Annotated in this window: 10 protein-coding genes and 1 riboswitch; of the genes, 4 read left to right on the top strand and 6 right to left on the bottom strand. The window is 58.0% G+C overall.

Features of this window, described 5'->3' with window-relative positions; translation table 11 throughout:
- Positions 1-21 precede the first annotated feature (21 nt).
- The 4 genes from lplT to A6764_RS01975 form a co-directional block, all read right to left on the bottom strand.
- The gene (lplT, locus tag A6764_RS01960) at positions 22-1239 is read right to left on the bottom strand and encodes a lysophospholipid transporter LplT (protein ID WP_065067513.1); all 1218 of its coding nucleotides are present in this window, start codon (positions 1237-1239) and stop codon (positions 22-24) included.
- The gene (locus tag A6764_RS01965; protein WP_065067512.1) at positions 1236-3350 is read right to left on the bottom strand and encodes an AMP-binding protein; all 2115 of its coding nucleotides are present in this window, start codon (positions 3348-3350) and stop codon (positions 1236-1238) included. Before A6764_RS01965 ends, lplT begins: the two co-directional genes overlap by 4 nt.
- 129 nt (positions 3351-3479) lie before the next feature.
- Entirely contained in the window at positions 3480-4118 is a 639-nt protein-coding gene (locus A6764_RS01970; RefSeq protein WP_065067511.1) for a response regulator, read from the bottom strand.
- 12 nt (positions 4119-4130) lie between these two features.
- Positions 4131-5516, bottom strand: a complete 1386-nt coding sequence (locus tag A6764_RS01975) for a sensor histidine kinase (protein WP_065067510.1) — start codon at positions 5514-5516, stop codon at positions 4131-4133.
- A gap of 149 nt (positions 5517-5665) precedes the next feature.
- Between A6764_RS01975 and fumC the strand changes: the two genes are divergently transcribed.
- Positions 5666-7054 carry a class II fumarate hydratase gene (gene fumC, locus A6764_RS01980; protein ID WP_065067509.1) on the top strand — a complete coding sequence of 463 codons (1389 nt, stop codon included), beginning with the start codon at positions 5666-5668 and terminating at the stop codon, positions 7052-7054.
- Positions 7055-7084: 30 nt separating this feature from the next.
- Here fumC and A6764_RS01985 read toward each other — a convergent pair whose 3' ends face one another.
- Complete coding sequence (locus tag A6764_RS01985; protein ID WP_065067508.1) at positions 7085-9265, bottom strand: sensor histidine kinase; 2181 nt, start codon at positions 9263-9265, stop codon at positions 7085-7087.
- Positions 9243-9935, bottom strand: coding sequence for a response regulator transcription factor (locus A6764_RS01990; protein ID WP_065067516.1), 693 nt, complete (start codon positions 9933-9935; stop codon positions 9243-9245). Before A6764_RS01990 ends, A6764_RS01985 begins: the two co-directional genes overlap by 23 nt.
- A 293-nt stretch (positions 9936-10228) precedes the next feature.
- A riboswitch (cyclic di-GMP riboswitch) is annotated at positions 10229-10320 on the top strand.
- An 84-nt stretch (positions 10321-10404) separates the two neighbouring features.
- On the opposite strand from A6764_RS01990, the gene A6764_RS01995 reads away from it, so the two are divergent.
- The 3 genes from A6764_RS01995 to A6764_RS02005 all read left to right on the top strand — a co-directional run bounded on the left by A6764_RS01995 (position 10405) and on the right by A6764_RS02005 (position 13841).
- Positions 10405-12378, top strand: coding sequence for a methyl-accepting chemotaxis protein (locus A6764_RS01995; RefSeq protein ID WP_065067507.1), 1974 nt, complete (start codon positions 10405-10407; stop codon positions 12376-12378).
- Positions 12379-12582: 204 nt separating this feature from the next.
- The gene (locus A6764_RS02000; protein WP_065067506.1) at positions 12583-13449 is read left to right on the top strand and encodes a transporter substrate-binding domain-containing protein; all 867 of its coding nucleotides are present in this window, start codon (positions 12583-12585) and stop codon (positions 13447-13449) included.
- 176 nt (positions 13450-13625) lie between these two features.
- Positions 13626-13841, top strand: a complete 216-nt coding sequence (locus tag A6764_RS02005) for a cold shock domain-containing protein (protein WP_413541980.1) — start codon at positions 13626-13628, stop codon at positions 13839-13841.
- Positions 13842-13920: the final 79 nt, after the last annotated feature.

Here is a 13920-nt window from a genome sequence, read left to right on the forward strand (position 1 = left end):
AGCGCGTCACGGCTTTTCCCATTACAGGCCCGCGCTGCTTTCCGCCCGGCCGCGGGCAAGCCGCTTCGTCTGACCGTTGAGATAGAGCAGAAAGATCAGCAGCAGGAGCCCCTGTGCCACGATTGCGGCCGATACGGAGGCGCCGAGGTAGACGATGATGTAGTAGAGGCCGGAGCCGACCAGCATGAGGATGTTTTCGACGAAATTCTGGATCGCGATCGTCTGCCCGGTACCGACGACCTTTTTTCCTTCCTCCTGCAGGACGGTGTTCATCGGGACGATAAACACGCCGCCCATGAAGCCGACCAAAAGCAGGAACAGGATGGCGATCGCCGTGACGTGAAACCAGGGGAACAGCAGAATCAGCAGGAACATGCCGAATCCGTAGACAACCGAACGGTAGAACCGGTTCAGCGGGATCAGCCGGGGCGCGAGAAACGCGCCGAAGATGATCCCGATCGAGGTGGTGGCCAGGATCAGCGAGACGGAAAAGCTCTCCGGATGGATGCAGAGCGCGGCGGGAATCCAGGCTAGCACCGCGACCCGCAGAACGGCCGAGCTCATCCAGAACGCGCCGGTGCCGATCAGGGAGAAGCTGGTCTCCGGCCGTCCCATCAACTGCCGGAAGTTGTGGAAGAACCGCCGCGCCTCCGCGCCGTAGCGAATCCGGGGGTTGCCGTGGAGGCGCGGGATAAAAAACGTCATCGCCACGGAACAGACGTACAGGGCCATGCAGATCAACGAGGAGATCAGGGGAGGCGTCATCGAGGCGATGGCCCCTCCGCCGCCGATCCCGGTCAAAATGGCGATGATCGTGTACGCTTCGATTTGCGCGTTGGCGCGGAACAGGTCGTCTTCGCTGTGCGTCAGCTCCGGCAGAATCCCGTACTTGGCCGGGGAGTAGACGACAGCCCCCACCCCGACCGTGAAGTAGCTGAGCATCAGCATCAGGATGCTGGCGTGGTCGGTCACCAGCAGCAGCAGGACGCCGAGCGCCTTGATCAGGTTGCCGATCACCAGCACCACCGATTTGGGATGCTTGTCGGCAAACGGGCCGACGACCGGGGCGAGGACGATGTACGGCAGGAAAAACGACATCGAGACGAGTGCGAGCATCGCGGGAGAAAAGCCGTTCTCCCGCAGCAGATTGGCGATCACAAACAAAATCATGTTGTCGGCAAACGCGGACAAAAACTGCGTAACGTACAGGGCCTGAAGCGGCTGCCATTTCGTCTTCACGACGCGTTCCTCCCTTGTTCGGCCAACTGTTTCAGCGCGACGTAATCGGTTTTGCCGCTGCCCAGGAGCGGCAGTTGTTTGATGACGTGCACGACGGACGGCAGCAGCAGGGGAGAAAACTGCTTCTCCGCCAGGTACGCCCGCAGCCGGTCCGTGCGCACGGATTCGTCGGTCGTGTACAGTACGATTTTTTCGCCCCTGCGCGGGTCGCTGACGGCGATGGCGGCCAGCTCGGAGTGGCCGAAACACTGGGCGGCCAATTCTTCCACCAGGTTGAGCGAGACCATCTCGCCGGCGATTTTGGCGAAGCGCTTCAACCGCGACTGGATCGTGAGAAAGCCGTCGGCATCCTGTTCCACCAGATCGCCTGTCGGGTACCAGTCGTCTGCCGGGAGGAAACCCTTGCCGTGAATCAGGTACCCTTTCATCACGTTGGGCCCTTTGACCAGCAGATGGCCGCCTCGGGCGATGCCTTCCACCGGCTCCAGACGGGATTCGATGCCAGGCAGCAGCCGTCCGACGGTACCCGGCCTGTTGGCCAGCGGCGTATTGAGCGACAGGATCGGAGATGTCTCCGTGGCGCCGTAGCCTTCAAAAATTCGCACCCCGAATTTCTCCATCCACAACTGCCGGACATCCGGTTTCAGCTTCTCCGCACCGGCGAAGACGTAGCGGAGCGAATAGAAGTTGTAGGGATGGGCGGCTTTGCCGTACCCGGCCAGGAAGGTGGAAGTGCCGAACAGGATCGTCGCATTCTGGTCGTAGCACAGTTCGGAAATCACCTTGTAATGCAGCGGGCTGGGGTACAGAAAGACGGGGACCCCGGCGACGACCGGAAGCAGGGTGCCTGCCGTCAGCCCAAAGCTGTGAAACATCGGCAGCGCGTTGAAAATCTTGTCGCGGGCGGTGATGTCAATCACGCTGGTCACCTGCTGGATATTGGCGTACACATTGGTGTGCGTCAGGACGACGCCTTTCGGTTTGCTTTCGCTGCCCGAGGTGAACAGGATCAGTTCGTTGGCGCCTGCCTGCGACCGCTGGCCGGTTAGGTAGCGGAAAAGGGCGGTGAGCTTGTTGCCGGTGGTCGCGGAGGCTTTCACATCCTCCAGGTAGATGATCGCGACGCGCTCGGAAAGGCCCTGGATCAGATGCTCCAGCTTCCCTTTTTCGATAAACACGCGGGAGGTCAGGACCGTGTGGATGCCCGCCGTCTCGCAGCAGTCCAGGAGTGACCGGACGCCGAGCGAGAAATTCAGGATCGCGGGGGTGATTCCCACCCGAAACAGGGAGAGCAGGGTGACCAGATGACCGACCGAGTTGGGCAGGAGCACGCCGACGGTCCGTTTGCCGGCCAAGAGCGTGTTCCACTTGTCGCCGAGCAGGTAGCTGGCGATCAGCAGGGTGCGGTAGCTGACGGAGGAAGTCAGATCCTTGGCGATCATCTGCCTGGCGCCGTGGATGCGGGCCGCTTCCAGCACTTCGTCAAACAGGTTGACGTCCTGCTTCATCCGCGCCCGGAACAGCTCGGTCTGCAGCGTGCGCAGGATCAAGTCGCTCGCCGCCGCCTTCTGCTCGCGCATCGATTCGTGTTCGTTCTTCTGCAGGGTGAACGGCGTGCCGACCGTGATGGTCACTTTCGGGAACCAGGCGATCCGCACTTTGCCTTTCAGATAGGAGAACACCGACCGTTCCAGCCCCTGGATGATGACCGGATAGACGGGAGCGCCGGTGCGCATGGCCAGATAGCCGACGCCGCTGTAGATTTTCATCAGGCCGCCGGTGGTGGTGATCCGTCCTTCCGGAAAAATCACCAGCGATTCACCGTTTTTGAGCACCCGCAGCATGTGCCGAATCGAGTAGGGGTTGAGCGGGTCGACCGTAACGTGCTTGCGGAAGCGAAGGAAAAAGGCGAATCTTTTGGCGATTTCGGTGTTGGCCACAAAAGTGGTGGTGGACGGCAGGACAAAGGCCAGCAGGACCGCGTCCAGGAGCGAGACGTGGTTGGGGATGATGATGCAGGGCCGGGAGACGTCCAGTTTGTCGAGGCCCCGGAAGCGGGGGCGGAACCAGAGATAAAGAATCCACTTGACGAATCCATACATGAGTGCCATTACGGACCACACCTTTACGAAAAAATAAGTGCTTGCAGCTTTCATTCTAAGGAGTGGCCCCGGCAAAAAAAGTACCAACTTTCATTGGTACCTGGTCATAACACCTGCTGGGGGCATGGTGGACGCGCCTCAGAGCATCTTTTTCTGCTTCGCTTTGGCGGCCGCTTCCTTGCTTGTTTTGACGCCCATTTTTTTCAAAATGCGGTTGATGTGATTTTTGATCGTCCGCCTGGTGATGTGCAGGGTCTGTTCAATCTGGGACTGGGTGCGGCCCTGGTCGATCAGCCGCAGGATGTCTTTCTCCGCCGGGGAGAGCAGCTTTTGGGCCTCTTCCTGTTTCAAGCGCCGAAACTCGCTGCGCAAAGCGGCGGCCGCGGTGGGGTGGATCGCCGATTGGCGGTGGTGGGCCGCCCGGATGGCATCGGGGATCTCCTTGAAGTTTGCCTTGCTGATGTAATTGACGGCACCCGCGGAAAAGGACTCGACGATCACGTCTTGCGCCGTCAGGGAGGTCAGCATGATGATGCAGCAGTCGTCCCGCATGTCGGCGAAGGCAAGCGCGGTGTCGATACCGTCCAGATTGTTTTCGCTCAAATTGATGTCCATCAGGACCACGTCGGCTTCGCAGCGTTCAAACCGCTCGATCGCCTCTTCCTTGGACCCGGCTTCGCCGACGACGGCGATGTCGGCTTCCCGGTTGAGATAATCGGCCAGGCCTGTTCGCCAGGCCGGGTCGTCCTCCACGAGAAACACGCGGATTTTTTCCATCGTTTTCACCTCCTAGGCCTCCGCTCTGCCGGCTCGCGCGACACGTCTGCGCGGGAAGAACAAAAACACGGTCGTACCTTGGTCCTTGACGCTGTATATCTCCATCATGCCCTGGTGCTTCTGCATCACGTTGTAGCAGTAGGACAGCCCCAGGCCGAAGTTTTGGCCGGTCTTCTTGGTGGAAAAAAACGGGTCGAACACGTAGGGCAGATGCTCCTGGGCAATGCCCACGCCCGTGTCGGCCACCGCGATGACCAGGTGCTTGTTGGACAAGAACATCTGCAGCGTGAGCGTGCCGCCCGCTTTCATCGCCTCCAGGGCATTCATGCAGAGGTTGGTGAGAATCTCCCGGAGCTGCACCGGATCACAGGTGAGCCGCAGCGTCTCGTCCAGCTCGGTGACGATCTGGACGTGCTGCTTGTCGGCACCAGGCTTCAGCATGTGCAGCACCTGGGCAATCACTTCGCCGGGGTTTACCGTTTCCTCGCGCAGCACGATGTCCTGCAGTTGTCCCTGAATCCGGTTGGCCATATTCAGAATATGCTGGGCCGATTGGGTCAAAATCCGCGCGTCTTCCTGCAGGGCCGGCTGGTTGGTCTCGGCGGCGCGGGATTGAATCCGGTCGGCGTAGAGCAGGATTTTGCCCACTTCGTTCTTGATCGTGTGGTTGACGATCTGCGCCCCGGAGGTCATCGCCCTGAGCGTGCTGTCCAGGCGCCGCTTTTCCACGCGCAGCTTCACGCCGAGAAACCCGTACTTCACACTGATGATTAAAATCAGAAAAAACTGAATTCCGACGACCAGGCTGTTGTACCGCCAGGCGTCGTACAGGTTTTGCGTCCGCATCACGTAGATCAGGATGAACACGAACAGCAGGGGAATGATGACGAGCATGTTGGTAAACAGACGGCTCTTTTTGACGAGCGGGTCCTTTTCCTTCCGGTACAGCAGCACGAGCATCAGACTGGCCGCGATGAAATAGGGAAAGACCCAGGCGACCATGATCCAGTAGTTGAACGCCAGCACCGGGTAGATCGGGGTGATCGCCCACATGACCAGCGGCGGGACGAGGGCGGCGTACTGAATCAGCCGCTTCGTCTTGCGCGTGAACCAATCGCCGGAGTGGACGGCGAACATGAGATACGTGTACGGCAGCCCCACCTGACAGAGAAAGGAGGCGCTTCGGCTGGTGAACAGCAGCAAAAACGCCAGCGCCGGATAGCGGGCCGCGTAATCCTGCATCAGCGGATACAGCGTCTCGTCGATTACGGCGGAGAAAAAGCCGCCTCCCCCGACAAACGCGGTCGCGCTCCCCCAGCGGGCGGACGTGCTTTTCGGATCGGTAAACAGGACAAATAACCCGAAGGCCCAGATGGCCAGCAAGATCAAGATCATCATCGCGGAAGTCTCCTGTCATTCGTCTACGCTTATTATACCGTAACGGGGGAGAAGGGGGAGACGGCAGATTCCGGGCAGGCGTTGAAACATGAGAAAAAAGGCGCGTTGGACATCATATACTGTGCATATCCCATTAAGGAGGAAGCCGCATGGAGTACAGAATCGAAAGGGATACCCTGGGAGAAATGAGGGTGCCCGCGGACAAACTGTGGGGGGCGCAGACGCAGCGCAGCTACCAGAACTTCCGGATCGGCACGGAACGGATGCCCCGGGAGATCATTCGGGTGTTTGCCGTATTGAAGAAAAGCGCGGCTTTGGTCAATCAGCGGCTGGGCAAACTGGACAGCGAGAAGGCGGAGGCCATCGCGGCGGCGGCCGATGAGGTGCTGCAGGGGAAGTGGGACGAGCATTTTCCCCTGGTGGTGTGGCAGACCGGCAGCGGCACGCAGTCCAACATGAACGTGAACGAAGTGATCGCCAACCGGGCCAACCAGCTTCTGGAGCAGCGGGGAAGCGCCCTGCGGGTCCATCCCAACGACGATGTCAACAAGGCGCAAAGCTCCAATGACACGTTTCCGACGGCGATGCACGTCGCCGGGCTGATCGCCGTCGAAGACCAGGTGCTGCCCGCTCTGGCCGCCCTCAAGGAAACGCTGCGCCAGAAGAGCGAGGAGTACCGGGACGTGATCAAGATCGGCCGCACCCATCTGCAGGACGCCACCCCGCTGACGCTGGGACAGGAGATCAGCGGCTGGCACCGCATGCTGGAAAAAAGCGAACGGATGATCACGGAGAGCGCGGAATACCTCCGGGAGCTGGCGATCGGCGGCACGGCCGTCGGCACCGGCATCAACGCTCATCCCCGGTTCGGCGAAATGGTGGCGGAAGAGATCAGCAGGCTGACGGGGAAGCGTTTTGTCTCTGCGGTCAACAAGTTCCACGCCTTGACCAGCCACGATGAGCTGGTTTACGTCCACGGCGCGTTCAAAGCGCTTGCCGCCGATCTGATGAAAATCGCCAACGACGTCAGGTGGCTGGCCAGCGGTCCGCGCTCCGGCATCGGCGAGATCACGATTCCGGCCAATGAGCCGGGCAGCTCCATCATGCCCGGCAAGGTGAATCCGACGCAGAGCGAAGCGCTCACGATGGTCGTCTGCCAGGTGATGGGCAACGACGCGGCGATCGGATTTGCTTCCAGCCAGGGCAACTTTGAGCTGAACGTGTTCAAGCCGGTGATCATCTACAATTTCCTGCAATCAGCCCGGCTGCTGGCTGACGCCATGCGCTCGTTTTGCGACAACTGCGCAGTCGGAATCGAACCGAACCGGCCGGTGATCGAGCGGAATCTGGAACGCTCGCTGATGCTGGTCACCGCGCTGAACCCGCACATCGGCTACGAAAAGGCGGCGACCGTCGCGAAGCTGGCCCACCAGGAAGGGATCACGCTGCGGGAGGCGGCGGTCAAAAGCGGGATGTTGACGGCGGAGGAGTTCGACCGGATCGTTCGGCCGGAGAACATGATTCATCCGAAAGAATAGCAAGCAGGGGGCATCAAGATGCCCCCTTCGTCACGCCTTTTGAAACTCGACGATCACTTTGAACAGATCGCCGTCCAGCTCGATGGCCAGCCGCCCTCCCTGCAGTTCCATGATGCTTTTGGCGATGGCCAGTCCCAGACCGGAGCCTTCCGTGTGGCGCGATTGGTCGCCTCGTTTGAAGCGTTCAAACAGTTCGTCCGGGTCAAACTCAATCTCGTAGGCGGAGACGTTTTTCATCGTCAGCACGACGCTGTTCGCCTGTTCGGTCAGCGAAATGTAGACCCTGGTGTGGGGCAGCGCGTACTTTAGGACGTTGCCGATGAGATTTTCAAAGACCCGCCAGGTTTTTTTCCCGTCGGCCAGCGCGTGGATGTGCGGCTTCTCCGTCTGAACCCGGAACGTCAACGAGGATTCGGCGATGGCATCGCTGAACTCCGCCAGGGCCTGATTGAGCAGGGCGGCCACATTGACCCGCTCCATATGCAGCTCGACGGACCCGCTCGCCATTTTGGACGCTTCAAAGAGGTCGTCGATCAGCACCTTCAGCCTGTGGGTTTTGCGTTCCAGCACATTGACGTAGCTGCTGACCTCTTCCGGCGACAGATCGGGGCGTTTCAGCAGATTCACGTAGTTGACGATGGAGGTGAGCGGCGTTTTCAAATCGTGCGAAACGTTGCTGATCAGCTCCGTTTTGAGGCGCTCGCTCTTCATCTGGCTTTCCAGGGCGTGGCCCAGTCCCAGCTTGATATTGTTCAGGCAGCGGGCCAGATGGGCGAGATTCCCTTTGCCGCGCTCCTCGATGAGAGAATCCAGATTGCCGGCCGCCATTTCGTCCGCCCCCCGGAGAATGTTGTTCAGCAGGGCGACCCGGCGGAGGATGTACGGCAGCACGGCTGCAAGGTAAAGCAGCGAATAGCATGCCCCCACCAAAAACAGCCGCTCCGATCCATAATGAAGGCCTATCAGAACAAAACCCATGCCCGTTCCCAGGCCGATCGTCAGCACAAAGACGAGGCTGGCCTTGAAAAATACGGATCGATTGGCGAAGCTCTCTGCCAGAAGCGTGCGGAATTTTCGATACAAGCTGGACTCCCATTGCTGCCGGAGGAGCGTGTGGTCGTTTATCAAACGCCATGCCTCTTTTGCGTTTAGCCCCAGATAGGCGATGCATGCCGCCGTAAAGGAAAGCGTCGTCACATGTTCCAGGCCGATGGGAAAATAGAAGAACGATTCGTCCCTGACCCAGCTCAGTGTGACCAGCCCGACCGCGAGAACTGTCGCGCCTCTTGCATCGAGGGGAACCCGCCGCAACAAGGAGGCGCATCTGTCGGCAAGCGGAAAATCCAACGGACTGCGCTTCCGCAGATAAACGAAGAGTCCAACTGCCGCAATAACACTTACGGCCAACAGGATACATTCGTTCAGCAGTCGCTCCCGTATGCCGAGTGCATAGGCGTAATCGTCTTGAAACCGGGAGTAACCCGCGGCCGCTTGAGGGATAATCAAATACCCCTCGAGATTGTTGGCGAGAAAGAATTCATTTGCCTGCTGTATCTGGTAATCGCTCGGCGAAGCCAGTGGGAAATGGATCGAATAGGCCGCCTTTTTCTGCAGGTTCCTGATGATGTTGAGGTCGTAGGAATGGTTGGTGTATACCTCGCCCGTATTCCGATCCTTGATGTAGTATTTGATGGTGTCGCCTCTGACGGCCAACGCTTTTTTCGCCTGTTCATACTCCTGATCCCGGGCGGCTGCCAATGTCATGATTCGCTCATCCATCTGCTTTTGATTTTCCTGCTTCACTCGGGCCAGTTCCTGATCGCGCGCCTGCGCGAGTCTGCTGGCCTCGGCGTGATTGCCGCTGCGCTCCGCCTCCATGATGTTGGCCTCATAGCGTCCCTTAATCTCCTCTTCTTTCTCCCGGAGATCGGCCGCAAACGTCTCTCGGATTTGCTCCAGCGTATCGGCGCCAACCTTTTCAGTCACGGTCAGTTTGGGATCATTCTTCTCCTTGAAATGAACCGTTATGGCCAGGTTAACGACTTCCGTCAACTGTTGGTGAAAGGAAGGGCTGCGAAAGTAGTAATCCTTGTCCAGGTATTCCCGGTGCCGGATCACATCGGCGGCCGCAAGCAAGGCGAGAGCGGACAGGTGGACAAGCAGGACCAGCGCGATGACGGGCCCGTATTTATTTTTCAATCTTGTAGCCAATGCCCCACACCACCTTGAGATATTGAGGTTCTTTCGGGTTGATCTCGATTTTTTCGCGAATTCTTCTCACGTGCACGGCCACCGTGTTATCCGCGTTCAGGCAGGGCTCCTTCCACACTTTTTCGTAAATCTCTTCGATCGAAAAGACCCTGCCCCTGTTCTCCATCAAAAGCTCCAAAATCTTGTATTCCGTAGGGGTGAGCCTTGCTTCCTCGCCGTCCACGTACACGGTTTTTTCCCGCTTGTTCAAGACGAGTCCCCGCACCCGGATTTCGTCTTCGCGGGCGGTGTAGTTGCCCAGGTGGGTGTATCGCCTCAACTGTGATTTCACACGGGCGACAAGCTCCAGCGGATTGAACGGTTTGGTCACGTAATCGTCGGCACCGATGGTCAGCCCCAGAATCTTGTCGGTATCTTCCGATTTGGCCGACAGCATGATGATCGGGATGTTTTTGCTTTCCCGAATGGCAAACGTCGATTTCAATCCGTCCATCTGCGGCATCATGATGTCCAGGATGATCAGATGAACCTCTTCCTGCTCCAAAACCGCCAGGGCCTCCTGCCCGTTACCTGCTTTCAGCACGTGGATGTCTTCGCTTTTCAGATAGATCTCGATCGCGTCCCGGATTTCCGCTTCGTCGTCCACGACCAGGACATTGTACGTTGGCATGATCATCACCCGTCTTCCTTCGTCAAACTTGTCGTGTACCGGAGCCAGCTCTATCTTACCGAGAATATTTTACAAATCGGCTGTAAAAATCCTTACAAAATTCTTAAGAAAATCGTTCCATCATTTCATTCGTGGGGAGGCAGGTCGACAGGGGAGAAAAGAGGACAGTGCGAAGGTCGCGTTTCGTTCCGTCAGCGCGCAGATTTTAAAAATTTATGAAATCTTTTAGATTTTCTGGCCCTCATTTTTCAATTTGTGCTATAGTGCTTTTAGCATATTTTAACACGGGAAAAAGTGACAAAGGGCAAACCCGTTGAAAGGCGGGGACGCAAAGCCACGGGTCTAAGGTTGCAGTAAATGCAGCTATGACAGCCGGGTTGCCAAACCGCAGGCATCGCAGGCTGTCGGATGGCAGTCTGCTTTTTTTGGCAAGCCGTTCACGCACTTTCCGCCACTAGGAGGGATCACCATGGGAACCAGTCTGAAGCAAAAACTGTTGTATGTGATGTGCCTGCTGCTCATCGCCAGCCTTGTTTCGGTTTGTGCGGCAAGCTACTGGAGCTCCTCGCGTCTGCTGGAGTCCAGTTTGGATAAAGAGGCCGAACTGACCGCATCCAATCTGTCGATGAAGATCGACCAGTTTTTCCAGCAGAAAATTGCCGTGATTGAAACGATCGGCAAGCTGATGTCCGAAGACAACAACAAGGAGCATGACTTGAAGCTGATCCAGCAGGCCCAGAAGAACTATCCGGAATTTGAGACGTTCTTCTTTTCCTATGACTTGAGCGGGAAAAAGGTCATCAACTTCCAAGGGGACGTGACAGACGTGTCCGACCGGGCCCATTTCCAGGAAGCGGGCAAAGGGGAAGGAAAAATCGTCGTCTCCGAACCGGTCGTCTCCAAGCGGACGGGCAACAACATCGTAACCATCATCGTTCCGCTGATGAAAAACAACGTCCAGTACGGGTACATGGGCTCGACCATCCCGATCAACGAGATCCAAAAGACGGTGTCCGCCGAGACGTTCGGCCAGAGCGGCTACGCCTTTTTGGTGAGCAAGAAGGGAACGTACATCTGGCATCCGCAGGAAGACCTCGTGCTGAAGGAATCCATTCTCAACTCCAACATTCCGGAGTACCAATCCGCTTTCCAGGCCATTCAGGAAGGCGGGCACGGCATTCTTCAGTATAAAAGGGACAACGTCGACCAGTTTGCGTCCTATGCTTCGACGATGTTGAACTGGGGCGTGTTCATCACCGCTCCCGCCGGTGAGCTGCACGCGCCGGTGGACAAGCTCTCGGTCAACCTGCTGGCCATCTCCGTCGTGACGTTGGTCGTCGGCGTCGCTCTGGTCTATCTGCTGGCGGTTCGCCTGGTCCGCCCGATTCAGCGGCTGAATCAAGCGGTCAAAGTGGTGGCCGGCGGCGATCTGACGGAATCCGTCACCGTCCAGGGTAAGGATGAAATCGCCGTTTTGTCCCGCGATTTCAACCAGACGGTGTCTCATCTGAAGGACCTGATTCGCGGCGTCACGCTGTCCTCCGATCAGGTGCTTCGGGTCACCAGCGAGGTGTCCGCCGGCATCGAGAACGCGACCAATACGATTCACCGGATCGGGACGTCCATTCGCCAAATCGCCGACGGGGCCAAAACGCAGGCGGGCAGTTCCCAGGAAGTGTCCATCTCCATGAACGACATGGCCAGCGGGATCGTCAAGATTGCCGAGACGTCCTCGCGGGTGTCCGAAGCGGCACGGGAGGCGGCCCAGCAGGCAGAAGAAGGCACGGCGGTCGTCGAGCAGGCCGTGCGGCAGATGAAGAGCATCGGGGAAGGCACCTTGAAAGTGTCGTCGGCCATTGAGCGGCTGAACGGCCGCTCTCAGGAGATCGAGAGCATTTTGGACACGATTACCGGACTCACGTCGCAGATCAATCTGCTCGCCTTGAACGCCTCCATTGAAGCGGCGCGGGCAGGGGAGCACGGCCGGGGCTTTGCCGTCGTGGCCGGCGAAGTGAAGAAGCTGGCCAACCAGTCGGAAGAGTCGGCCGCCAAGATCGCTCAATTGATCGCCGAAATCCAGCAGGACACGGCGAACGCGGTCGACACGATAAACGCGGGGCAGCAGGATGTGCAGGACGGGGTGAAACTGATCGAGGAAGTACGCGAAAAATTCGTCCATATCCTGGAGGCTTCCCGCAATGTGGCCGACCACATCCTCGAAGTGTCGGCGGCGTCGGAACAGATGTCGGCCGGGTCCGAGGAGGTCAGCGCCTCCGTGGAAGAGATGCACACCATCGCCAAACACGCTTCCGAAGACGCGAAGAACGTGGCCGATGCGGCGGATGATCAGCTCCGGGCCATTCAGGAGATCGCCGAGTCGGTACAGCAGTTGAAAGAGGTCGTGGGCGAGCTGCAGCAAGGACTCGGGAAGTTCAAGCTGTAACGGGAGGCGGGAACGGAAGCGGCCCCCCTGTCAGCACAAGCCTCACAGGTCGGGGCCAGCCGGCCGGCTCAAGCCGCACACAGGATGGACAAAAGGGGGGATGCCTGTGTAGGGAGGAGAGAGCCCCTGCTTGGGCAGTGACGCCCCGCAAGCAAGATCGACAAGAGAAACCGACAAAACGGCTACCATGGGAGGAGAACGACAATGAAAAAATGGAAAAGCATGCTGATTGCAGGAACAGTGGCGGTTTCGCTGCTGGGAACGGGCGTGGCCGCTCATGTGTCCGCCGCAGGTGCCCAACAGGCCCAACCGGCGGCGACCGTCGCGGACAGCGCCGCAAAGCAGGAAGCCAAGAAAAAATACGAATCCCGGCTGGATGAAATCATCGCGAGAGGGTACATCCGCATCGGAACCACCGGGGATTACAAGCCGTTTACATATCTCAACCCGAAAACAGGCCAATACGAAGGGTACGACATCGACGCGATGAAAGAGTTCGCCAAAAGCCTGGGCGTGGAAGCCCGCTTTGTGCAAACCTCCTGGCCGACACTGATGAACGATCTGCTCGCCGACAAGTTTGACATTGCCGTGGGCGGCGTGACCCGCAACACCGACAGACAGAAAACAGCCCACTTGAGCGAGGGGTACGTGCAGTTCGGCAAAGTGCCGCTCATCCGCGCAGAAGACAAGGACAAGTACAAAACGATCGAGGACATCAACAAACCGAGCGTCCGCATCGGCGTCAACCCGGGCGGAACCAACGAAAAGTTCGTGCGTGAATATCTGCCGAACGCAACCGTGACCGTGGTGCAAAACAACCTGGACATCCCGGGTCTGGTGGCCAACGGCACCTACGACGTCATGATCACCGACACCTTTGAAGCGATCGTCTACGCGAAAAACGATCCGCGTCTGTACGCCGCCCGCGTGGACGATCCGTTCACCAAAAGCGAAAAAGCCTACATGATCCAGCGCGGCGACTTCATCTTCGCCAGCTACCTGGACGTATGGCTCGACGAAATGAAGCTGCAGGGCAAATTTGACGAGCTGTACAAAAAGTGGGTCGAGTAAAACCGGTTCATCGCCGTTTTCTTCCGGAAGCGGCGATGATTGCTTCTTTGGCGAAAAAATGGTATGATGAGATCACGTTAAAAAGACATGAATACCCGAGAACGATTTTGCTGCCTCGTGATGAGGTGTGGGGCGGAAACGGTTTTGCGGTTTTCTTGCTTTTTATCAAAATTCTCATGTGGGAGGCCACAATCGTGATCGGAAAAGTCAAATGGTTTAATGCGGAAAAAGGATTTGGTTTCATTGAGCGCGAAGACGGGGACGACGTGTTTGTCCATTTCTCCGCTATTTCGGGAACCGGATTCAAGAGCCTGGATGAAGGGCAAAAGGTGGAATTTGACGTTGTGCAGGGCAACCGCGGACCGCAGGCGGCAAACGTCATCCGCTTGTAATTGGTATCATTGAGATGACACGGGAAATGAGGGCATGTTCCGGCGTAAGGAATCATGCCCTCTTTTTCGTGATACGGGA

The sequence above is a fragment of the Brevibacillus sp. WF146 genome, assembly GCF_001673705.2.
GTDB lineage: Bacteria > Bacillota > Bacilli > Brevibacillales > Brevibacillaceae > Brevibacillus > Brevibacillus thermoruber.

Bases quoted from the DNA above. Each gene is read 5' to 3' on its own strand.
- A6764_RS01965 (WP_065067512.1), bottom strand. From the start codon at position 3,350: ATGGCACTCATGTATGGATTCGTCAAGTGGATTCTTTATCTCTGGTTC.
- A6764_RS01970 (WP_065067511.1), bottom strand. From the start codon at position 4,118: ATGGAAAAAATCCGCGTGTTTCTCGTGGAGGACGACCCGGCCTGGCGA.
- A6764_RS01975 (WP_065067510.1), bottom strand. From the start codon at position 5,516: ATGATGATCTTGATCTTGCTGGCCATCTGGGCCTTCGGGTTATTTGTC.
- fumC (WP_065067509.1), top strand. From the start codon at position 5,666: ATGGAGTACAGAATCGAAAGGGATACCCTGGGAGAAATGAGGGTGCCC.
- A6764_RS01990 (WP_065067516.1), bottom strand. From the start codon at position 9,935: ATGCCAACGTACAATGTCCTGGTCGTGGACGACGAAGCGGAAATCCGG.
- A6764_RS01995 (WP_065067507.1), top strand. From the start codon at position 10,405: ATGGGAACCAGTCTGAAGCAAAAACTGTTGTATGTGATGTGCCTGCTG.
- A6764_RS02000 (WP_065067506.1), top strand. From the start codon at position 12,583: ATGAAAAAATGGAAAAGCATGCTGATTGCAGGAACAGTGGCGGTTTCG.
- A6764_RS02005 (WP_413541980.1), top strand. From the start codon at position 13,626: ATGTGGGAGGCCACAATCGTGATCGGAAAAGTCAAATGGTTTAATGCG.